We start from the raw sequence: 21,510 nt of genomic DNA on the forward strand, positions 1-21,510 counted from the left end.
TGTTTCGCGCGCTCGTCACGGGCGCGCGGGGTTTCATGCAGTTGTAGTAGATCTACCCCAGGATCCGGAAAGGAACCCATGAACGACGGCGACACCCTGGACAGCACCACCCTCGCACTGCCGCTGGCCTTGTCCGGCGGCGAGACCACCACCCTCGGCGATCTGGCCGGCCAGTGGCTGGTGCTGTACTTCTACCCCAAGGACAGCACCCCGGGCTGCACCACCGAGGGCATCGATTTCAACGCACTGCTCCCGCAGTTCACCAACGCCGGCGCCCGCGTTTTCGGCGTTTCCCGCGATTCGGTCAAATCCCACGACAACTTCTGCGCCAAGCTGGGCTTCGCCTTCCCGCTGATCAGCGATGGCGATGAAGCGCTGTGCACCGCGTTCGACGTGATCAAGCTGAAGAACATGTACGGCAAGCAGGTGCGCGGCATCGAGCGCAGCACCTTCCTCATTTCGCCGGACAGTCGTATCGTGCAGGCGTGGCGCAAGGTCAAAGTGGCCGGCCACGCAGACACCGTCCTTGAAGCCCTGAAGGCCGCGAAAACCCAGTGATCACCCCGGCACCCCCAATGGCCATCACCCTGCCCCGCAGGTCGTGATGGCTTGTCCCTGTTCTGCCACCAGGAATTGACGATGACCCGAGGCAAGCGCATCTACGTACTGGATACCAACGTGCTCATGCACGATCCGACCGCGCTGTTCAAGTTCGAGGAGCATGATGTCTACCTGCCGATGCAGGTGATCGAAGAGCTGGACAACGGCAAGAAGGGCACCACCGAGGCGAGCCGCAACGCGCGTCAGGTCAGCCGTTTCCTCAATGAGCTGGTGCAGGCCTCGGGCCTGGACAACCTGGCCGATGGCATTCCGCTGCAGCGGCCGAACGGGCTGCAGCTGCGCGGCAAGCAGAGCGTGGGCCTGCTGCGTTTCCAGACCAGCCACTTCGAGGCCGGCAAGAGCTTCGGCGCGGTGATTCCGGACAATGCCATCCTCGGGGCGATCCTGGCCCTGAAGGAGCAGGTGCCCGAGATCCCTGTGGTGTTCGTCTCCAAGGACATCAACCTGCGGATCAAGGCGGCGATCGCCGGCATCGTGTCCGAGGATTACGAAAACGACCGCGCACTCGACGATTTCAGCCTGCTCTACACCGGCGCCACCGAGCTGCCGGAAGACTTCTGGAAGAAGCACACCGACAACCTGCGCAGCTGGAGCGACAAGGGACGCACCAGTTACGAAATCATCGCCAGCGAAGACGAGAACTGGCATCCCAACCAGTACGCCTACCTGCCGGGCGACGATGAAGTCGAACTGCGCGTGGCCAAGGTGGACGGTGAGAAGATCACGCTGTCGCTGGTCAACGATTTCCGCCATGGCAGCCACGCGGTGTGGGGCATCAGCGCGCGCAACCGCGAGCAGAACTTCGCCCTCAACGCGCTGATGGACCCGGAGATCGATTTCGTCACCCTGCTCGGCACTGCCGGTACCGGCAAGACGCTGCTGGCGCTGGCCGCCGGCCTGGCCCAGACCATGGACCAGCAGCGCTACCGCGAGATCATCATGACCCGCGCCACGGTCAGCGTCGGCGAGGACATCGGCTTCCTGCCCGGTACCGAGGAAGAGAAGATGACGCCGTGGATGGGCGCGCTGACCGACAACCTGGAAGTGCTCACGCATACCCAGGAAGGCGGCGCGTGGGGCCGTGCGGCGACCAACGACCTGATCGCCAGCCGGATCAAGATCCGCTCGCTGAACTTCATGCGTGGCCGCACGTTCCTGTCGCGCTATCTGATCCTGGATGAAGCGCAGAACCTCACTCCCAAGCAGATGAAGACCCTGATCACCCGTGCCGGCCCCGGCACCAAGATCGTGTGCCTGGGCAACGTGGAACAGATCGATACCCCGTACCTGACCGAGACCACCTCGGGCCTGACCTACGCGGTGGACCGCTTCAAGAACTGGCCGCACAGCGCGCACATCACGCTGCGCCGTGGCGAGCGTTCGCGCCTGGCCGATTACGCTTCGGAGGTGTTGTGAGCCGTTTCCTGTCCCGTGCGGTCCTGCCGCTGGCGCTTGCTGCGCTGGCGGCCGCCTGCACGCCTGCCAATACACGGCCGGGCGCCAGCGTCCCGACCGCGGTCAAGACCGGCCAGTCCTGGGTGGTGACGCGACCGGTCGTCGCCGCCCAGGTCCTGGATACCTGCTCACGCTCCAGCCCCGGCCGCGAGCCGGGGCGCGTCACCGGCTACTGGGCCCCCAGCCGCCAACAGGTCGAACAGCTGGAAGCCCAGTTGCCGTCGCTGGAGGCGCAGGTGCCCAAGGCGGCCGATTTCGATCGCCAATACGTGGGCATCGAAATGGACGGCCGCCAGCTGATCTATCTCAACGCCTTCCATCTGCCCGACGATGCCGATATCGACCCGGCGCGCGATGCGATCCGGGTCTGCGATGGCGGCGCGCAGTTCTGGGGCGCGGTATTCGATCCGGCCAGCGGCAGTTTCTCCGATGTGCAGTTCAACGGCCCGCCTGCGGGCCGTTGATCGTGCCGTGACCCCCACCACACGCGCCGGATGAGCATCCGGCTGCCCACCTGGGTCTGGATCGGCGCGATCGCGCTGTCCTGCGTGGCCGGAATGGTCAACGTGGTCGGCTTCCTCGGCTTCGAGCACCAGGCGGTCAGCCACATGACCGGCACCACCAGCCAGCTCGGCATGGCGCTGGCCCAGCGCGACTGGCGCGTGGTCGGGCATCTGTGGGGACTGCTGATCGCCTTCTGCGTGGGTGCCACACTCAGCGGCGTGATCATCCAGGACAGCGGCCTGCAGCTGGGCCGCCGCTATGGCGTGGTGCTGGCGCTCGAATCGCTGTTGCTGCTGATCGCGATCCCCTTGTTCAAACAGCAGCAGATCTGGGGCGCGCTCGCGGCGGCGATGGCCTGCGGCCTGCAGAACGCGATGGCGACCACGTTCAGCGGGGCGGTGGTGCGCACCACCCATCTCAGCGGCATGTTCACCGACCTGGGCATCGGCCTGGGTCACCTGTTGCGCGGCCTGCCACTGCCGATCCGGCGGCTGACCCTGAGCGGCCTGATCGTCAGCGGTTTCCTGGCTGGCGGCGTGATCGGCGCCGGGTTGTTCCTGCGCTTCGGTTACGACGCGCTGCTGGCGCCTGCCCTGCTGACCGGCGGCACCGGTCTGGGCTACGTGCTGTACCGGCAGTGGGCGCTGCTGCGGGCGCGCTGACGGCGCGGCAGCAATACGGCGGCAAACATTGCACAATCGAGGCATGACGCCTTCCAGCCCCGTTTCCGCCCTGACCATCGCCGGCTCCGATTCCGGCGGTGGCGCAGGCATCCAGGCCGACCTGAAGGCCTTCGCCGCCCATCGCGTACATGGCCTTTCGGCGATTGCCGCGCTGACCGCACAGAACACCCGCGGCGTCACCGCCGTGCACGTGCCGCCACTGGAGTTCCTGCAGGCGCAGATCGACGCCTGCTTCGCCGATTTCGATATCCATGCGGTGAAGCTGGGCATGCTCGCCAATGCCGAGGTGATCGGCCTGGTGGCCGACGCGCTGGAAAAGCACCGCCCGCCGCATGTCGTGCTGGATCCGGTCATGGTCGCCACCAGCGGTGCCAAACTGCTTGAAGACGCCGCCCTGAAGGCCATGCGCACGCGCCTGGTTCCACTGGCCACGCTGCTCACGCCCAACACGCCGGAAGCCGAGCTGCTGCTCGGCCGCCGCATCGTCACCGCCGAAGACGCTGAAGATGCCGCCGACGCGCTGCTCGAGCTGGGTGCCGGCGCGGTACTGCTCAAGGGCGGCCATCTGGATGAAGGCAGCCGCGTGATCGATCGCTACTTCGACGGCGTCACCCGCGACGAGTTCATCCACGCCCGGTTGCCGGTGGATGCGCACGGCACCGGCTGCACGTTGGCCTCGGCGATCGCCGCGCAGCTGTGCCAGGGGTTGTCGTTGCCGAACGCCTGCGAAGCGGCCATCGACTACGTCGCGCGGGGCCTGCAGAGCGGTTACTACCCGGGCCGCAGCGAGGTGCTGGTGATCGACCACTTCGGCGCGGCACGCCCGGCATGATCGACGCCTCTCCCCTTCCCGTGCAGACCGGCGATGGCCATCGCTTCGAACTGCTGGCACGCGTGCCGACGCAGCCACGCGCACGCCTGCTGTGGTTGCCGGCGCTGGGCGTCGCCGCGCGCCACTACCTGCCCTTCGCCGATGCGCTCGCGGCGCGTGGCATCGCGGTGTACCTGCATGAGTGGCGCGGCAACGGCAGCAGCAGCCTGCGGCCGTCGCGCACGCAGGATTGGGGGTATCGCGAGATCCTCGAACACGACCTGCCGGCCAGCCTGGCCCAGATGCCCGAAGACGCGGTAACGCCCCTGATCATCGGCGGCCACAGCCTCGGCGGTCAGCTGGCCTGCTGCTTCGTCGGGTTGCACCCGCAGCGCTTCGCACGGTTGTGGCTGGTCGCCAGCGGCACGCCGTACTGGCGCACCTTCCCCGCCCCGCGCGGCTGGGCGCTGCCGCTGGTGTACCGCTTCCTGCCCTGGCTGGCACAGCGCCAAGGGGTCCTGCACGGCAAGAAGCTCGGCTTCGGCGGCACGGAAGCGCGCGGCCTGATCCGCGACTGGTCACGCGTAGGCCTCAACAACCACTATGCGGCGGCGGGCATGGCGACCGATCTGGAGGCCGGCATGCGCACCCTGCAGGGCCAGGCCACTGCCGTGGTGATGGATCACGACTGGCTGGCACCGCCTTCCTCGATGCAGGCCCTGCTGGCCAAGATGCCCGGCATGCGTGCGCAGCTCAGCGTGTTGAGTGCGCAGGCGCTGGGCACGCGTGCCGATCACTTCGCCTGGATGAAAACGCCGGAAGCCGTGGTGGAGCGCCTTTTTCATTCATTTGAATGAAGACCTTCACAAAAACCGTTGACGAATGCGACGCCGATCCGCATAATTCCGCTCCTGTTGACGCGCCCGTAGCTCAGTTGGATAGAGTACCTGGCTACGAACCAGGCGGTCGGGAGTTCGAATCTCTCCGGGCGCACCATCAACAGGGTATCGATTTCGCCGTCGGTATCAGTAATGAAAATTCGATGTAAATGCGCCCGTAGCTCAGTTGGATAGAGTACCTGGCTACGAACCAGGCGGTCGGGAGTTCGAATCTCTCCGGGCGCACCATTGCATCGACGAAGACAGCAGCCATCGGTTGCTGTTTTTTTTTGCGTTGTCCCCAACTGTCACCCCTGCGGCGGGGCGTGCGCCTGTGCCGCCTGCATCGCCATCAGGTCGGCTTCACCCGGCAGTTCCGGCGCGGGGCACGCACCACCGGCGTGGTCGTCATGCGCCAGCCAGTCATCCACCACACTGCCCAGCAGATCCACGCGCAGTGGCAGCGTGATGTGGTCTTCGCCACGCAGCTCGATGTAGTGCACGCGCGGGCTGGCGGCCGCCAGGCGGCGCCCCTGCCCGACCGGTACATGCTGATCGTCCTGGCCATGCAACAGCAGCACGCAGGCGCGGCTGTCGGCCAGCGCGCGGGTGACATCGACGCGGTCCAGATCCAGGTCCAGCCGCTGGCTGGCGGCGGCGATCACCTGGTCGATATCCTGACCGCCATAGCGCCAACGTCCGTAGGCGGCCATCGCCTGCGCTTTCCATGCCGTCGGTTGCAGTGACATCAGGTGCGGGATCATGCTGCGGATGGCATCGCCGGCATTGGCGAAAGACTCCATCGCCACCACGCCGGTGACCTGGTCGCCGAGCTTGTCGGCGGTGAACAGCGCAGTGGCAGCGCCATAGGACACCCCGAACAGGTACAACGGCCCGACCACTTCACCACGCGCCTTCAGCGCCGCGATGACATCGACCACGTCGTCCGATTCGAAGGTGCCGTAGCCCGACGGTCCCGCACCCGAATGGCCGTGGTTGCGCAGGTCGATGGTGACCACGCGGTAGCCGGACTGCGCCAGCTGCAGCGACCACGGCAGCATCGCATCACCGTTCATCATCCAGCCGTGCAGCAGCACCACCGTGCCGCGCGGTGCCTGCGCCCGGAACGGGTGCGGCAGGTCCAGCGCCATGCCGGTGCGCAGCGGCTCGCCGTTGTCGTGCTGCTGGGCCAGGTACTGGTAATGCAGCCCGTACTGACCGGGGTCGAACGCACGCCAGAAGATCGGCACGCCCGCGCGCCCGGTCACCCGGCCATGCCGGTTGGGCACGCTCTCCACCGCTTCGGCGATGCGCGGCATGTCCAGCAGCGTGGATACGCCGCCGGGCGCGATCAGGCGATCACTCAACGAGGTCGAGGCAGCGGTGGAGGTCAAGGAAGAGCAGGCAGCCAGCCACAGGCCAGCCCCGGCCAGCAGCAACAGCAGCAAGCGCTTCATGGGCAGAATCGGAAAAACCAGACGAGTCGCGCAGGGTACCGATCACGCAAGCGCCGCTCTATCGCATCCAGATGACCATCCGATGACAGCCAAGCCAACATTCAGCTTGAACGGACGGGCAGCGGCATCGCCGCAGGCCCCTGCCCGGCCTGCGATCAGCCCAGCCAGCCTTCCATGGTGGGCCACCAGCCCGCCAGCACCTCCGGGCGCTGCAGCCGCTCCCGCCACCAGCGCAATGCGGCCCCCTCCTCGCCGGTGCGCCAGGCCAGCCAGAACGTCTCGTCCGGTTTGGGTTCCTCGACCTGTTTGATCACCAGCCGGCCGTCCCGCACCGCCTGCTGCACATACGGCTCGGGCAGGAAACCGAAACCGAGCCCGGCGCACTGCAGGCGGAACTTGCTGACCATGTCCGGCACGGTGACCGTTTCCTGTCCCATCAGCAGGCCCACCGTACGCGGCAGCAGCCGCCGTGCCGAATCGGCCACGGCGATCGCGCAGTGGGTGGCCAGCTGCTCACGGCCCAACGGTTCGGGCGCGGCCGCCAATGGATGTGAGGGCGACACGGCGAACACGAAGCGCACCACGCCCATCGGCTCGACTACGTAGCCGCCGCCACTGGGCCCCTCACCCGGCGCGCCGACCAGCAGGTCCGCGCGCCGGTCCAGCAATGCCTCCCACGTGCCCGAGAGCGATTCAGTGATCAGCCGCATCCGGGTCTGTTCGGCCACCGCATTGAAGGCTCGTACGTCCTCGGCCAGCAGCGCCGGTACGAACATCGAATCGACCGCCACGGTCAGCTCGGCTTCCCAGCCGGAGGCCACGCGCCGCACCCGCATCTCCAGCTCGCGGGCGGCCCGCAGCAGATGGCGCCCCTCTTCCAGCAGCGCCTCCCCGGCCGGGGTCAGGTGCGCGCGCGGCCCGACCCGGTCGAACAGCTGCACGCCCAGGTCTTCTTCCAGCTTGGCGACTGTGTAGGAGATGGTCGAGGGCACCTTGTGCAGGGCCTTGCCGGCCGAGGCGAACGAGCCACGGCGGTCGATGGCGTCCAGGATCTGCAGGGCGTCGAGGCTGAGCTTGAGCATTCGAAATTTTCGATGATGGCTTGCGAAACTATCCGTTTTTCAAGCGGTCGGAGCAAGCGGATACTGGCCGCAACAGGAAAGGGAACGGCAGCGACCACCCCGGACCGCCATCGAAACCATCGAACACCCAGGAGATTCCCATGCTGCAGATCCGCAAGAGCAACACCCGTGGCAAGGCCGACCATGGCTGGCTGAACTCCATGCACACCTTCTCCTTCGCCAATTACTACGACCCGCGCTACGTCAGCTTCGGGCCGCTGCGGGTGATCAACGAAGACCGCGTGCAGGGCGGCCAGGGTTTCGGCACCCACAGCCACAGCAACATGGAGATCGTCTCCTACGTGCTCGGCGGCGCGCTGGAGCACAAGGACTCGATGGGCACCGGTTCGGTGCTGCGCTACGGCGATGTGCAGCGCATGAGCGCCGGCAGCGGCGTCAGCCACAGCGAGTTCAACCACTCGGCCGACGAGGCGGTGCACTTCCTGCAGATCTGGCTGTTCCCCGATCAGGAAAACATCACCCCGAGCTACCAGGAGACCCACTTCGCGCCGGAGACCAAGCGCGGCCAGCTGCGCCTGATCGCTTCGCGCGATGGCCGTGAGGGTTCGCTGCTGATCCACCAGGATGCCAACCTCTACGCCACGATCCTGGACGGTGACGAGCGCGTCCACCTGCCGCTGGCCCCGGGCCGCGGCGCCTATGTACAGGTGGCCCGCGGGCAGCTGCAGGTCAACGGCATCACCCTGGAAACCGGCGATGCGCTGCAGGTCAGCGACGAGGCGCAGCTGACGCTGGAGAACGCCAATGATGCGGAAGTCATCGTGTTCGACGTCGCGCTGTAATCACCAGGCGCGGAAACGCAGACACCCCGGTTGCCCGGGGTGTCGTTCGTTGCGTGGATCAGAATCTGTAGTTCAGCGTCAGCCGGACGTTGCGAGGCTCACCCCAGGTGTAGGTGCTGTACCAGCTGAAGATCGTGTAGTAGTGCTTGTCCAGCAGGTTGTTGACGTTGAGCGTCGCCGAGAGCTGGTCATTGAACTGGTAACGCGCCATCGCATCGAGCAGCCAATAGGGCTCGGTGCGATGGACCTGGCTTCCGCCGGTGGCCGGGTTGGTGATGGTGCCGAAGGTGCTGCCCTGCCAGCGCGCGCCACCGCCGAGGCTCCAGCCATCAGCCACACCGGTGAGCCGGTAGCTGGTGTGCACGCTGAACTGGTCTTCCGGCTCCAGCGTGGAGACCTTGGCGGACTGCTGGCGCGCGATCTTGTGCGCGTAGCCGCCCTGCACCTGCCAGCCCGGCGCCAGCTGACCGGACACCTCCAGCTCATATCCCTTGGTGCGCACGCCCATCAGGCCTTCATAGGCGATGCCGCCACTCGGCGTCCTGCCGCCGGTCGGCTGCGCGTAGTTGTCCTGTTCCAGCTGGAACACCGCCGCACTGGCATTGAGGCGGCCATCGTAGAACTCCGCTTTCAGGCCGGCTTCGTAGCTGCGCCCTTCCAGCGGATCGAGCACCCGGCCCTGCTCGTCCTGGTTGCCCTGCGGCTTGAAGATGGTGCTGTAGCTGGCGAACACCGAGACGTTGCGATTGAGGTCGTACACCAGGCCGGCATACGGCACGACCACGCCGCTCTCGTCGGTATCCGGAGACTTGTAGTTGGCGATGCGGCTGCCGAGGATCAGCTTGAGCGGATCGGCCAGGTCGAAACGGCCCACCACGTAGGCACCGCTTTCGCGGGTGACCTGGTTGTCACCGTAGCCCCACTGCCAATCCGGCTCGGGCACATCGCCGGTCCAGGCGTAGTAGTCGGCAACGCTGCTGACATAGCCCGGCTGCGGCGAGTAGCCGTTGTTGACCCAGCGCTTGCGCGACACGCTGCCACCGACCACCAGCTCATGCTGCCGGCCGAACCACTCGAACTTGCCGCTGACGTACAGATCGGCCGCATTGCTGGTCGTCTTGCCGATGTACTGGCCCAGCCACATGCTCACGCCCTCACCGGTGACCGGATCGGGATTGCCACCGGCCGCCGCGCCCAGCGAGGCGTCATACCCGTTGACCTGGTGATTGAGCTGCAACTTGGCGACCCAGTCATTGGCGAAGGTGTGCTCCAGCGTGGCGAAGCCGGTACGGGCGTACTGGCCCCAGCGGCTCCAGCGTGCGCCGTTGTTGAACGAGCGCGGCATCCTGTTGAAGTTGCCCTCGCTGTCCAGCAGCGGAATGCCACCCCAGCTGGACCCTTCCGGATCGCTGTCCTGGTAATCGGCACCGACAGTCAGCAGGGTGCTCTCGCCGACGTCGGCCTCGAGAATGCCGTAGAAGACTTCATTGCTGCGCTGGTAGTGGTCGGCATTGGAATGCTTGTCCTGGTAGGCGCCCACGACGCGGCCGCGCACGCGGCCACTTTCAGTGAGCGGCCCGCCGACATCGACCTCGGCGCGATAGCTGTCCCACGAGCCCACGCCCAGCGTGGCGCTGCCAGCCAGTTCGCGGGTCGGCTTCTTGCGCACCAGGTTGATGGTCGCGCCCGGATCGCCCATGCCGGTCAGCAGGCCGGTGGCGCCCTTGAGCACTTCGATGCGGTCATAGATGGCCATGTCGCTGAGCGTGTTGCCGGCCGAGTAGGCCGAATCGCGCGCCATCGGGATGCCGTCGTACTGGAAGTTCTGCACCGCAAAGCCACGCGCGTAGTACTCGGTGCGCTCGCTGTCATAGGTGACGATGCTCACGCCGGGCGTGACCTTCATGACGTCATCGATGCCGTTGAGCCCGAAGTCGTTCATTTCCTGCCGGGTGATCACGCTGATCGACTGCGGCGTCTGGCGCGGACTGAGCACCAGGCGGGTGGCGGTGGCGATCGTGCCGGGCGTGTACGAATCACTGCCCTCGGTGACGGTGCCGAGCTGGTTGGCGGTGACCTGCACGGTCTGCAGGGTCTGTGCGCCGTCCTTGGCAGGTGCCTCGCCCGCCGGCGCCTCTTCGGCCTGCACGGCAGACGCGGACAGGGCCAGGCCCAGCACGCAGCCCATCGCCTGCATCAGCGGGGAGATCGAGGGAACAGCACGACGACGACCCGAATGGATCGGGGCAACACGGAACGGAACGACGGACACGGCAATGCCTCCAGGCAGGAAGGGATTCCTCTGGCGGCGGCTGGAGGGAACGATTGGGCGGCATGATGCCGCATCCGGCGGGCCAGCGGAAGGCCAGCCCGCCCAGGGACGCGGACGGCGCCCGGCCACGCCCCACTGGGCGCGGGGCGTGATGGGTCGGGTTGGCGCGCCGCTCAGCTCAAGCGATCTGCCGGCGCTTCGGCCTGGTCAGCCGCGCGGCACCGGCGCATCGGAGGCAATCAGCTTTTCCTGCTTGAGCTCTGCCCAGAAGGCGCCCGGCACCGCCACGGACATGGAAGCGACGTTGGCCAGCACCTGTTCGGGCGTGCGCGCGCCCGGAATGACCGCCGAGACCACCTCCGGCGCATCGGCGAACTGCAGCGCCGCGGTGCGCAGGTCCACGCCATGGCGATCACAGATGGCCTGCACCCTGGCACGCTTTTCCGGCGCCCACGACGGCACCTTGCCGTCATACAGATAGCGATCGCGCCCAGCCAGGTAGCCAGCCAGCAGCGGCGAGCCGACCACTACCGATGCTCCGTGTGCGGCGATCTTGGGGAAGGTGTCGTGCAGGGCCTGCTCGTGGTCGAGCAGCGAGTACTGGCAGGCGAGCAGGAAGATGTCCGGATCCGCCTCGGCCACCGCACGCAGGGCGGGCTCGGGACGGTTCACACCGAAGCCCCACGCCTTGATCAAGCCCTCCTCGCGCATGCGGGTCAGTGCTGGCATGGCGCCCTTCGCCGCTTCCGCGAAGCGCTGCTCCCACGGCATGCCCAGGTCTTTCTCGTTGTCCGGCGAGAGGTCATGGATGAAGACCACATCCAGCTGCGACACACCAAGCCGGTTGAGGCTGTCCTCCACCGAACGCCGCGTGCCGTCGGCGGAGTAGTCGTAGCGGTAATGGAACGGCGAGGGATCCTTCCACATCACCTCCTGCAGTTCACCGGCGGTCGCGGTCAGCAGCCGGCCGACCTTGGTCGACAGCGTGTACTCGCGCGCCGGGTGGTTGTGCAGGTGATGGCCGTAGCGGCGCTCGCTCAGGCCGAGCCCGTACCAGGGTGACGTGTCGTAATAGCGCACGCCTGCCGCATAGGCCGCTGCCAGCGTGGCTTCACTCTGTGCGTCGCTGGCGGCCGCGAAGCCATTGCCGATCGCGACACCGCCCAGGCCCAGGCGGGTCTGCGGACGATAGCGCCTGCCCTGCTGCGCCGGATTGCCGGGCAAGGGTTTCGTCGAGGCCTGGCCGCGGGTGGGCAGGACGCTGCCCGGGCCGGACGACTGCGCCATCAACGGTGAAGCGGCGAAGGCTGCGGTGCCGGCGGCTGCAACGGAGAGGAAGTGGCGACGTGCGTTCACGGCGACTCCTGATTCTGCGGGGGAAGCGCACAGCGTCGCAGAACGGTGGTGCAGAGCATGCCGTTGCCGCGTCAAGGCAGCGGCAACATTGCTCCCCCCGCCGCCGTGCGGATGCTCAGCCCTGGGCAGCGCCGGCGGCGAGAAGCAGCGTCTCGATCGCGCGGTACCCGCGCTGGCGTGCATGCTGCAGCGGGCTAACGCCGTCACCGTCGGGCAGGTTCACATCCGCGCCCGCCGCGATGAGCTGACGGACGATCTCGACATGCCGCGGGCCGCCATCGGCGAGGATGATCGCCTCCAGCAGCGCGGTCCACTGCAGGTTGTTGACATGATCCACCTCGACGCCGGCAGCGATCAGCGTCGCCACGGTCTCCACGTGCCCGCGTTCGGCCGCCGGAATGAGTGCAGTGCCACCGTAGCGATTGGTGCTCTTCAAGTCCGCACCGGCCGCCAGGGTCGCGCGCAGGATCTCGAGATGCCCGCGGGCACCGGCGTAGAGATAGGGGCTGTCCTGGATCGCATCCTTGGCATTGACGTCGGCACCCGCCTGGATCAGCGCAAGCGCGGCCTCCACGTGATTGTGGTGGGTCGCAACCAGCAACGGTGTCGCCTTCGCCACGCCGCGCGCATCCACCCTGGCGCCCTGCCCCAGCAGCGTACGCACTGCAGTGGCATCGCCCTTCTCCGCTGCCCGATGCAGCCGCTCATCCAACGAAGCGGCACCGGCCGGCATGACCATGCCCATCAGCAGGCTCATGACCACCCAGCCGCGTAGCGACCTCCTTCCCATCGACATGTTCCTGCTCCTTCCACGGGGGCGCCCGGTGGGCGCCGCTGGAGAACGACCGTAGCCGAGCCGCCGCGCCGGCACCAATGAAGATTGGGGATCGACTGCATTCGCCATCCGAATGCGTCGGCCGACGCGCGTTCCGCCGGTTTCATGCGTATGGCGATCACTATTACGCCGCCTTCCTTATCGATCCGGTTGGGTATCGGATCGAGGCGGCCTGCACATCGGTCGCCTGAGCCGGATCGCATAAAGAAAAAGGCCTCCGTACTTGCGTACGAAGGCCTTTTCTACAACTGGCGGAGCGGGAGGGATTCGAACCCTCGATAGAGTTTTAAGCCCTATACTCCCTTAGCAGGGGAGCCCCTTCAGCCACTCGGGCACCGCTCCAGTGTTCTTGGTCCGCCACTGCGATGAATCATCTCAGCGGGGGCGCGAATAATAACGTTTTCCGCGCCCTCAGGTAAAGCCTTAATCCGAAGAATTTTCACTTCCGGATGCATTCGGCTCATCACCGCGCTGGATGCGCTGGTAAATCTCTTCGCGGTGCACGGCCACGTCCTTCGGAGCGGTGATACCGATACGCACCTGGTTGCCCTTGACGCCGAGCACGGTCACGCTGACCGAGTCACCGATCATCAGGGTTTCGCCTACGCGGCGAGTCAGGATCAACATTTGTTCAAGTCTCCAGGGAACCGGTGGTGGCATTTCCCCACCGGCTTGGCGCCCCGGCAAGAGCGCCCCACGACAACGGGAAAAGATTCGCCATAGTACCGTCAGGCCTCCCGCCCCTTCAAGGAGCAGGAACCGTCAGGTTGTTCAGATACGGGGGGTGACCCAGTCGACGACGGCGGCCAGTGCAGAAGCAAGGGCGGGCCCGTCCTCACCACCACCCTGGGCGAGGTCCGGGCGGCCGCCGCCCTTGCCCCCGATCTGACTGGCGATATGGGCCAACAGTTCCCCGGCCTTGACCTTGCCCATTGCGCTGCCGTTCACGCCCGCGACCAAGGCGGCCTTGCCGTCCTGGGTGCCGGCCAGCACGATCACCGCATCACCGAGCTGCTGCTTGAGGCGGTCGATGGCATCGCGCAGGGCCTTGGCGTCGAAGCCTTCCAGGCGCGCGGCCAGGATCTTGACGCCCTTGACCTCCACTGCGCCGGCGCCAAGATCGGCGGTCGCGCCCGCAGCCTGTTTGGCCTTGAGTGCGTCGAGTTCGCGCTCGAGCTTCTTCTGGCGCTCGCCGAGCTGGCGGATCTTGTCGACCACGTCACCGGCGTTACCGCCGAGCAGTGCGGCCGCTTCACTCAGCTGGGCTTCTTCATGGGCCACGTAATCCAGGGCGCCCTGCCCGGTCACCGCTTCGATACGGCGCACGCCGGAGGACACGCCACCTTCGGCGGTGATCTTGAACAGACCGATGTCGCCGGTGCGCGAGACATGCGTACCGCCACACAGTTCGGTGGAGTAGTCGCCCATCTTCAGCACGCGCACGTGTTCGCCGTACTTCTCGCCGAACAGTGCCATCGCGCCGAAGTCGAGCGCTTCCTGCATGCCCATGTTGTGGACTTCGGCCGCGTTGTTGGCACGCACCTGCTCGTTGACCTTGCGCTCGATGATCGCCAGGTCCTCGGCGCTGATCGGCGCGAAGTGCGAGAAGTCGAAGCGCAGGCGATCAGGCGCAACCAGCGAGCCCTTCTGCTGCACGTGGGTGCCCAGCACTTCGCGCAGGGCGGCATGCAGCAGGTGGGTGGCCGAGTGGTTGAGGATGGTGGCGCCGCGGCGCTTGCCATCGACCTGGCCGGACAGCACGTCGCCGACCTTCAGGCTGCCCTGGGTGAGCCTGCCCACATGGCCATGGAACTGGCCGGCAAACTTCTGCGTGTCGCGGATGTCCACCTGCACGCCCGCGCCGGTCAGGGTGCCGTTGTCGCCGACCTGGCCGCCGGATTCGGCGTAGAACGGGGTCTGGTTGGTCAGCACGATGACGTCGTCACCGGCCTGGGCGGTCTCCGCCGGGCGGCCGTCCTTGAGGATGGCGACCACGGTGAGGTCGTCGGCCTGCAGGCGGTCGTACCCAAGGAACACGGTCGGCTTGAGCGTGGCGACCAGATCGGCCGACAGGGTCACGCCGCCGCCGAACTTGCCGGCCGCGCGCGCGGTCTCGCGCTGGGTCTCCATCGCGGCGTTGAAGCCGTCGATGTCCACGGTCAGGTCACGCTCGCGCGCGATGTCCTGGGTGAGATCGAGCGGGAAACCGTAGGTGTCGTACAGGCGGAACGCATCCACGCCGGGGATCACGCCGTTGCTGACCTTGGCCGCGACGTCGTCGAAGATCTTCATGCCCGAATCCAGCGTTTCAGCAAAACGCTCTTCCTCGGCCTGCAGGGCGCGCACGACGGTGTCGACCTGGGCCGGCAGTTCCGGATAGGCCACGCCCATCTGCTCGACCAGGGTCGGCACCAGCTTGCTGAAGAACGGCTGGCGCACGCCGAGCATCCAGCCATGGCGCAGCGCGCGGCGGATGATACGGCGCAGCACGTAGCCGCGGCCTTCGTTGGACGGCAGCACGCCATCGACGATCAGGAACGAACACGCGCGGATGTGATCGGCGATCACGCGCAGCGACTTGTTCTCCAGATCGGCCATGCCGGTCAGCTCGCTGGCCTTGCGGATCAGCGCCTGGAACAGGTCGATTTCATAATTGGTATGGACGTGCTGCAGGATCGCGGCCAGGCGCTCCAGGCCCATGCCGGTATCCACGCACGGCGCCGGCAGCGGCAACAGGGTGCCGTCGGGCTGGCGGTCGAACTGCATGAAGACCAGGTTCCAGATCTCGATGAAGCGATCGCCGTCTTCGTCGGGCGAGCCCGGGGGGCCGCCGGCGATGTGGTCGCCGTGGTCATAGAAGATCTCGGTGCACGGACCGCACGGGCCGGTCTCGGCCATCTGCCAGAAGTTGTCCGAGGCGAACGGCGCACCCTTGTTGTCGCCGATGCGCACGATGCGCGATTCCGGAATGCCGACCATGTCGCGCCACAGCGCGTAGGCCTCGTCATCGGTCTGGTAGACGGTGACCAGCAGGCGCTCGGCCGGCAGCTTCCAGACCTGGGTCAGCAGCTCCCATGCCCAGGCGATGGCATCCTTCTTGAAGTAATCGCCGAAGGACCAGTTGCCCAGCATTTCAAAGAAGGTGTGATGGCGCGCGGTGTAACCGACCTGGTCCAGGTCGTTGTGCTTGCCACCGGCGCGCAGGCAGCGCTGGACGTCGGCCGCGCGCACGTAGCTGCGCTTCTCGGCGCCAAGGAACACGTCCTTGAACTGCACCATGCCGGAATTGGTGAACAGCAGGGTCGGATCATTGCCCGGCACCAACGGCGCCGACGGCACGATCGTATGACCCTTGCCCTTGAAGAACTCAAGGAAATCGCTGCGGATCTGGGAGGTAGTGAATTTGACGGATGCGTTCATGGGGGGCTGGCTTTGTGCGGGCCGGTCAGTCCCTGGCACGCAGCCCCAATGGCCGGGTGTCAACTGCAGGACCGCCGAAACCACAAAGGGTATCAGGCCCGGGCCGCTCAGTCCTCAGGGTCGTAACGGGTGGCCTGGCGGATACTGTCGCCGGGGAAGCCGCGGCGGGCCAGCAGATCGGCCGCTTTGCGCCGCTGTGGCAGTTCCTGCGGGCCGGCCTCGCCGAAACGGCGGCAGACCAGGTCGCGGGCGTTCTCGGTCCAGTCGCCTTCGAAAGTATCCATGGCGGCAGCGATCTGATCACTATCCAGGCCATGCGTGCCCAGTTCGGCGCGGATGTGGATCGGCCCATAGCCGGTATTGGCCCGGATCCGGACCAGATTCTCGGCAAAGCGGGTGTCGTCCTGCCAGCCGGCCTCGGCCAGCTTGCTGACGGCCGCTTCGGCGGCCTCGTTCTCGATGCCCCGGGCCTGCAGCTTGCGGGTCAGCTCTTTGCGCGAATGCTCGCGGCGCACCAGCAACCCCAACGCCCGCTGGACCGGCGTCTGTTCCTGGACACGGCGCTTGCGCCGGGGTGCGGGGGGATCGGAATCGTGCATGGCCGCCTATCATTACAGTGCGCCATCCTTGGCGCCATCCCGTCGGGGATTGGTGGAACTGCGGGCCAGGGCAGGCGTCACTGACGGCGCCGCCCTGCCCCGCAGGAAACTCACTCGGCGTCGTCTTCGGCGTCGTCGCCGCCTTCACGCACGGCTTCTTCCGGCTGGAACTTCTCGCGCAGCTCGGCTTCCAGACGCTGGGCAACCTGCGGGTTGTCGCGCAGATAGCCGCGGGCGTTGTCCTTGCCCTGGCCGATGCGCTCTTCGCCGTAGCTGTACCAGGCGCCTGCCTTTTCGACGAGCTTGGCTTCCACGCCCATGTCGATCAGCTCGCCTTCGCGGCTGATGCCTTCGCCGTACAGAATTTCGGTGATCACCTGCTTGAACGGCGGCGCCAGCTTGTTCTTGACCACCTTGATCTTGGTCTGGTTGCCGATGATCTCGTCGCCCTTCTTGATCGCGCCGATACGGCGGATGTCCAGGCGGACCGAGGCGTAGAACTTCAGCGCGTTGCCGCCGGTGGTCACTTCCGGGCTCTGGCCCGGCATCATCACGCCGATCTTCATGCGCAGCTGGTTGATGAAGACCACCAGGGTGTTGGAGCGCTTGATGTTGCCGGTCAGCTTGCGCAGCGCCTGGCTCATCAGGCGGGCCTGCAGGCCCGGCAGCTGGTCGCCCATTTCGCCTTCGATTTCAGCCTTCGGGGTCAGCGCGGCGACCGAGTCGACCACCACGATGTCCACCGAGCTGGAGCGCACCAGCATGTCGGCGATTTCCAGCGCCTGCTCACCGGTATCCGGCTGCGACAGCAGCAGGTCGTCCACGTTGACGCCCAGCTTGGCGGCGTAGATCGGGTCCAGCGCGTGCTCGGCATCGATGAAGGCGGCGGTACCGCCCTTCTTCTGGCATTCGGCGATCGCCTGCAGGGTCAGGGTGGTCTTGCCCGACGATTCCGGACCGTAGATCTCCACCACACGGCCCTTTGGCAGGCCGCCGATGCCGAGTGCGATATCCAGCATCAGCGAACCGGTAGGGATGACCTCGACCGCCTCGACGACACGGTCGCCCATGCGCATCACGGCGCCCTTGCCGAACTGCTTTTCGATCTGGCTCAGCGCGGCGGTGAGGGCGCGCTTTTTGTTTTCGTCCATCGGAGTGGTCCTTGCAGAGGTCGTATCGGTGGAGGTGCTGTCTTTGGAAGTCTTCTTGGCCATGGGTTCACTTTAAGGCTGGCGTATCGCACGGGCTGAGATTCTGCCCGGCGTTCGGAAAAAAATTATCGGACATCCGTACCAACCTCAGCAAAACCAGAGATGTGCCACAAAAGACCGCGCGTGATTCAGGGGGAACAGGGTCAGCGGTTGGGCCGCAGCAACCCGCAATAGAGGCCTTCGATCGCGAAGTCCTGGTCCGGCAGCACTTCGATCGGTTTGTAATCGGGATTGCGTGGCAGCAGGCGGATCCGGTCCTTGCCCATCTTCAGCAGCTTGACCGTGATCTCGTCATCGATGCGGGCCACCACGATCTGGCCGGAGCGCGCGTCACGGGTGCGGTGCACGCCGATCAGGTCGCCGTCGAAGATGCCCTCGTCGATCATCGAATCGCCCTGCACTTTCAGCAGGTAGTCCGGCGCGGGCGAGAAGAACACCCGGTCCAGGACCACGAAGTCATCCGAGCCGATGTCCGCACCGATCGGCAGACCGGCCGCGACCCGGCCCAGCACCGGCAGGCGCAGGACGTGGTCCGGCAGCGCCGAGGCGGGCAGCGATTCGGGCAGGCCGCTCTGCAGCGCCGGTGCCTGGACCAGGCGGATGCCGCGGGCCTGGCCCGGAATGCGGCGGATCGCCCCGGCCTGCTCCAGCGCTTCCAGATGGTACTGGGCCGCGCGGACGCCCTTGAAGCCGAACGCGCGGGCGATTTCGGTCTGCGACGGCGGTGCGCCATCGGTCTCTATACGCTCGGCGATCAACTGCAGGATCGCCTGCTGGGTATCGGTCAGGTCCATGGTTAGTAGTATTACTACTAACGATGCGGGCACGCAAGTGCCCGCAGAGCAAGAGCCATTACAAGGACGGTGGTCCGGGCCCCGGCCGAAGACGCCAGCAACGCCTGTAGCCACCGACCGTTGGTCGGTGACCGCGCGCAGCACGGCAATGCCTGGCGCTGCGGGCGCGTGCCGCATGCGGCCATCCCTCCGGCGTTGAGCCTCTGCCATTTCCTGGGTCAGGCATTCCTGGCGCGGGATGGGGAGCAGCCACGCAGGGCGTGGCGCTACCTGGGGAATACGATGACCGGCCCGGTCAGCCAAGAGCAGCCGACCAACGGTCGGCTCTACGCGCGACGTGCGGCGTCGGCGGCACGTTGCTGGGATCCTTCGGATCCCAGCGGCAGGAACCCTATGGGTTCTTGCCGCTGCGCCAGATCGAGAACAGTATCCACACGCCGCAGAAGCCGGCACCGATGAACCCGGCTACGCCCAGCGCCAGCAGCCAGCGGCTGGAGACGCCGCCGACACTGTGCATGACGATGGAGGAGCCGATGATCAGCGCAGCGGTCACGATGCCCATCACCAGCCGATTGGCGGCGCGGTTGACCTGGTCGCCGAAGCCCTGCAGTGCGGTGGTCTCGACCTTGAGCTGGAGCCGCCCGCGGCGCGCCATCTGCAGCAGTCGGCGGACATCGCGCGGCAGGTCGCCGACCAGGTCCATCACCCCTACCAGGCTGCGCTTGCCGCGCTTGAGCATCGCGCCGGGCGAGTAACGCTGCCACATCACCCGTTCCAGGTACGGACGCGCGGCACTGGCCATGTCGAACTGCGGGTCAAGCTGGCGGCCCATCCCTTCCAGGGTCAGGAAGGTCTTGATCATCAGGGCCAGATCGGCCGGCAGGGTCAGCGCGTACTGGCGCAGCAGCTGGGTGATGTTGCCCAGCATCAGGCCCATGTGCAGGTCCTTGAGCGGCACCCCGCGGTACTGGTCGACGAAGGTGCTGATGTCCTGCTGCAGCCGCGATTCGTCCACCTCCACGCCACCGGCCCAGTCCAGCAGGACGTCGGCCACCTGCTCGGGCTCCTGCGTGACCAGGCCGTGCAGGAGCTGGGCGACCTGGAAGCGGCGCTGTTCGGAAATCGCGCCGACCATGCCGAAATCGATCACGCCGATCCGGCCGTCGCGCAGGTAGATGATGTTGCCCGGGTGCGGGTCGGCGTGGAAACAGCCATCCTCGAGCACCATCTTGAGCACGATGCGCGCCCCGGTCCGGGCCAGCTGCACGCGGTCCAGGCCGGCTGCATCGACACCGGCCAGGTCGCGGCCCGGAATACCATCAACGAAGTCCTGCACGTTGAGGCTTTCGCAGGTCCACTGCCAGTGCACATTGGGAATCAGGATGTCATTGCGGCCCTGGAAGTTGCGCGCGATGCGTTCGGCATTGCGGCATTCGGCGGCAAAATCCAGCTCGCGCCGCAGTGACACCTGGAACTGCTGCACCACCTCGGCCGGGCGGTAGCGCTGCAGATCGGGCAGCCGCGCCTCCACGATCTCGGCCAGCCGCGCCAGCAGGCGCAGGTCGGCTTCAATCACGTCGCGGATGCCGGGGCGGCGGATCTTCAGCACCACGGCAGTGCCGTCATGCAGGGTCGCGCGATGGGCCTGTGCCAGCGAGGCGGCGGCCATCGGGGTTTCATCCAGCCACGCGAACACCTCCGTCGCCGGCGCGCCCAGGTCGCGCTCCAGCTGGTCGCGCACCTGCGCGTACGGCAGCGCCGGTACCGCGTTCTGGAGTTCGGAAAATTCAGCGATCCAGTCCGGCGGGAACAGGTCCACGCGGGTGGCCAGCACCTGGCCGAGTTTGACGAAGGTCGGACCCAGATCCTCCATCGCGCGGCGCACGCGCACCGGCGCGGTCATCCGCAGCATCTGCTGGGTGTCGTTCCAGTGCAGCAGGCGGCCGGCACGCTCAAGCACATCGGCCAAGCCGATCCGGCGCACCAGATCGCCGAAGCCATAGCGGATCAGGACCGACGCGATTTCCTGCAATCGCCCCAGGTCACGCACGGTACCCAGCGTTTCCCACATCGGCCCACTCTCCTGTCAGCACACGCGGTCAGGATGTCACAACAGGGGGAAGATTCCCGTCAGCGCCTGCTGTACGGTCTGCCGCCGTATGGCTTCGCGGTCGCCGTCGAACTGGAACAACTGCGCACGGGCGTAGCCGCCCCGGCCCTTCCAGCCGATCCAGACGCTGCCGACCGGCTTGTCCTCGCTTCCGCCGCCCGGCCCGGCGATCCCGGTCACCGCCACGGCAATGCCCGCCCCGGAATTGATCAACGCGCCGGAGACCATCTCCAGCACGGTCTCGCGGCTGACCGCGCCGAACTGCTCCAGCGTCTGCGCACGCACGCCAAGCAGACGCTGCTTGGCTTCGTAGCTGTACACCACCATGCCGCAGTCGAAGAACGCCGAGGAACCGGCGATATCCGTCATCGCCTTGGCGATCCAGCCGCCACTACAGCTCTCGGCGGTCACCAGTTGCAGCGAGGCCTGCTGCAGCCGCTGGCCCACGTCACTGGCGAGGGCGCCGAGCTCGGCGTCGGAAGGAACGGTCATGGGGAATCCTGGATCAACGGGGGAACGAACGCCCCCAGTTTTAGCCGAAATCGTGGGTGATGTCGTGTGTCGCCGGGTGCGACGGAGG

Annotated in this window: 19 protein-coding genes and 3 tRNA genes; 9 read left to right on the forward strand and 13 right to left on the reverse strand. The window is 66.6% G+C overall.

The window, feature by feature from the left end; translation table 11 throughout:
* Positions 1–78: 78 nt before the first annotated feature.
* The 8 genes from HMPREF3113_RS02510 to HMPREF3113_RS02545 all read left to right on the forward strand — a co-directional run bounded on the left by HMPREF3113_RS02510 (position 79) and on the right by HMPREF3113_RS02545 (position 5,201).
* A complete protein-coding gene (locus HMPREF3113_RS02510) occupies positions 79–558 on the forward strand; it encodes a peroxiredoxin (protein ID WP_070470629.1) in 480 nt (159 codons plus the stop codon).
* A gap of 81 nt (positions 559–639) precedes the next feature.
* Positions 640–2,037 (forward strand): PhoH family protein, encoded by a 1,398-nt coding sequence (locus tag HMPREF3113_RS02515; RefSeq protein ID WP_070470631.1) that lies wholly within the window; start codon positions 640–642, stop codon positions 2,035–2,037.
* A gap of 23 nt (positions 2,038–2,060) precedes the next feature.
* Positions 2,061–2,540: a hypothetical protein gene (locus HMPREF3113_RS02520; RefSeq protein WP_046273637.1), complete on the forward strand. Its 480-nt coding sequence runs from the start codon at positions 2,061–2,063 to the stop codon at positions 2,538–2,540.
* 30 nt (positions 2,541–2,570) lie between these two features.
* The gene (locus HMPREF3113_RS02525) at positions 2,571–3,242 is read left to right on the forward strand and encodes a YoaK family protein (RefSeq protein ID WP_019183301.1); all 672 of its coding nucleotides are present in this window, start codon (positions 2,571–2,573) and stop codon (positions 3,240–3,242) included.
* 43 nt (positions 3,243–3,285) lie between these two features.
* A complete protein-coding gene (gene thiD / locus HMPREF3113_RS02530; RefSeq protein ID WP_070470633.1) occupies positions 3,286–4,095 on the forward strand; it encodes a bifunctional hydroxymethylpyrimidine kinase/phosphomethylpyrimidine kinase in 810 nt (269 codons plus the stop codon).
* Positions 4,092–4,931, forward strand: a complete 840-nt coding sequence (locus HMPREF3113_RS02535; RefSeq protein ID WP_070470635.1) for an alpha/beta hydrolase family protein — start codon at positions 4,092–4,094, stop codon at positions 4,929–4,931. Before thiD ends, HMPREF3113_RS02535 begins: the two co-directional genes overlap by 4 nt.
* A gap of 62 nt (positions 4,932–4,993) precedes the next feature.
* Positions 4,994–5,070: transfer RNA gene (locus HMPREF3113_RS02540), tRNA-Arg, on the forward strand.
* Between the two features lie 54 nt (positions 5,071–5,124).
* Positions 5,125–5,201, forward strand: a tRNA-Arg gene (locus HMPREF3113_RS02545).
* A 59-nt stretch (positions 5,202–5,260) separates the two neighbouring features.
* On the opposite strand, the gene HMPREF3113_RS02550 is transcribed toward HMPREF3113_RS02545, so the two are convergent.
* Together HMPREF3113_RS02550 and HMPREF3113_RS02555 are read right to left on the reverse strand one after the other, a co-directional pair.
* The gene (locus HMPREF3113_RS02550; RefSeq protein WP_070427101.1) at positions 5,261–6,409 is read right to left on the reverse strand and encodes an alpha/beta fold hydrolase; all 1,149 of its coding nucleotides are present in this window, start codon (positions 6,407–6,409) and stop codon (positions 5,261–5,263) included.
* 155 nt (positions 6,410–6,564) lie between these two features.
* Positions 6,565–7,491 carry a LysR family transcriptional regulator gene (locus HMPREF3113_RS02555; protein WP_070470637.1) on the reverse strand — a complete coding sequence of 309 codons (927 nt, stop codon included), beginning with the start codon at positions 7,489–7,491 and terminating at the stop codon, positions 6,565–6,567.
* Between the two features lie 140 nt (positions 7,492–7,631).
* Here HMPREF3113_RS02555 and HMPREF3113_RS02560 point away from each other — a divergent pair, with 140 nt between their 5' ends.
* On the forward strand, positions 7,632–8,333 hold the full coding sequence (locus HMPREF3113_RS02560; protein WP_070470639.1) for a pirin family protein: 702 nt from the start codon (positions 7,632–7,634) through the stop codon (positions 8,331–8,333).
* 58 nt (positions 8,334–8,391) lie between these two features.
* Here the strand turns inward: HMPREF3113_RS02560 and HMPREF3113_RS02565 are convergent, their stop codons facing one another.
* The 11 genes from HMPREF3113_RS02565 to HMPREF3113_RS02615 all read right to left on the reverse strand — a co-directional run bounded on the left by HMPREF3113_RS02565 (position 8,392) and on the right by HMPREF3113_RS02615 (position 21,422).
* A complete protein-coding gene (locus HMPREF3113_RS02565) occupies positions 8,392–10,530 on the reverse strand; it encodes a TonB-dependent siderophore receptor (protein ID WP_102788303.1) in 2,139 nt (712 codons plus the stop codon).
* Positions 10,531–10,812: 282 nt separating this feature from the next.
* A complete protein-coding gene (locus tag HMPREF3113_RS02570; protein WP_046273628.1) occupies positions 10,813–11,961 on the reverse strand; it encodes an aldo/keto reductase in 1,149 nt (382 codons plus the stop codon).
* A gap of 115 nt (positions 11,962–12,076) precedes the next feature.
* Positions 12,077–12,718 carry an ankyrin repeat domain-containing protein gene (locus HMPREF3113_RS02575; protein ID WP_080341551.1) on the reverse strand — a complete coding sequence of 214 codons (642 nt, stop codon included), beginning with the start codon at positions 12,716–12,718 and terminating at the stop codon, positions 12,077–12,079.
* 327 nt (positions 12,719–13,045) lie between these two features.
* A tRNA-Ser gene (locus HMPREF3113_RS02580) sits at positions 13,046–13,138 on the reverse strand.
* Positions 13,139–13,219: 81 nt separating this feature from the next.
* On the reverse strand, positions 13,220–13,423 hold the full coding sequence (csrA, locus tag HMPREF3113_RS02585; RefSeq protein ID WP_019183311.1) for a carbon storage regulator CsrA: 204 nt from the start codon (positions 13,421–13,423) through the stop codon (positions 13,220–13,222).
* Positions 13,424–13,567: 144 nt separating this feature from the next.
* Positions 13,568–16,216: an alanine--tRNA ligase gene (alaS, locus tag HMPREF3113_RS02590; RefSeq protein ID WP_070470643.1), complete on the reverse strand. Its 2,649-nt coding sequence runs from the start codon at positions 16,214–16,216 to the stop codon at positions 13,568–13,570.
* A gap of 107 nt (positions 16,217–16,323) precedes the next feature.
* The gene (gene recX, locus HMPREF3113_RS02595) at positions 16,324–16,815 is read right to left on the reverse strand and encodes a recombination regulator RecX (RefSeq protein ID WP_019183313.1); all 492 of its coding nucleotides are present in this window, start codon (positions 16,813–16,815) and stop codon (positions 16,324–16,326) included.
* Between the two features lie 110 nt (positions 16,816–16,925).
* Positions 16,926–17,966, reverse strand: a complete 1,041-nt coding sequence (gene recA, locus HMPREF3113_RS02600) for a recombinase RecA (RefSeq protein WP_026069798.1) — start codon at positions 17,964–17,966, stop codon at positions 16,926–16,928.
* A 203-nt stretch (positions 17,967–18,169) separates the two neighbouring features.
* Positions 18,170–18,820 carry a transcriptional repressor LexA gene (lexA, locus tag HMPREF3113_RS02605; protein ID WP_019183315.1) on the reverse strand — a complete coding sequence of 217 codons (651 nt, stop codon included), beginning with the start codon at positions 18,818–18,820 and terminating at the stop codon, positions 18,170–18,172.
* 391 nt (positions 18,821–19,211) lie between these two features.
* Entirely contained in the window at positions 19,212–20,891 is a 1,680-nt protein-coding gene (ubiB, locus tag HMPREF3113_RS02610; RefSeq protein ID WP_019183316.1) for a 2-polyprenylphenol 6-hydroxylase, read from the reverse strand.
* A 36-nt stretch (positions 20,892–20,927) separates the two neighbouring features.
* Positions 20,928–21,422, reverse strand: coding sequence for a CinA family protein (locus tag HMPREF3113_RS02615; protein WP_019183317.1), 495 nt, complete (start codon positions 21,420–21,422; stop codon positions 20,928–20,930).
* Between the last annotated feature and the right edge of the window lie 88 nt (positions 21,423–21,510).

This window comes from Stenotrophomonas sp. HMSC10F06, assembly GCF_001807865.1.
Lineage (GTDB): Bacteria > Pseudomonadota > Gammaproteobacteria > Xanthomonadales > Xanthomonadaceae > Stenotrophomonas > Stenotrophomonas bentonitica_A.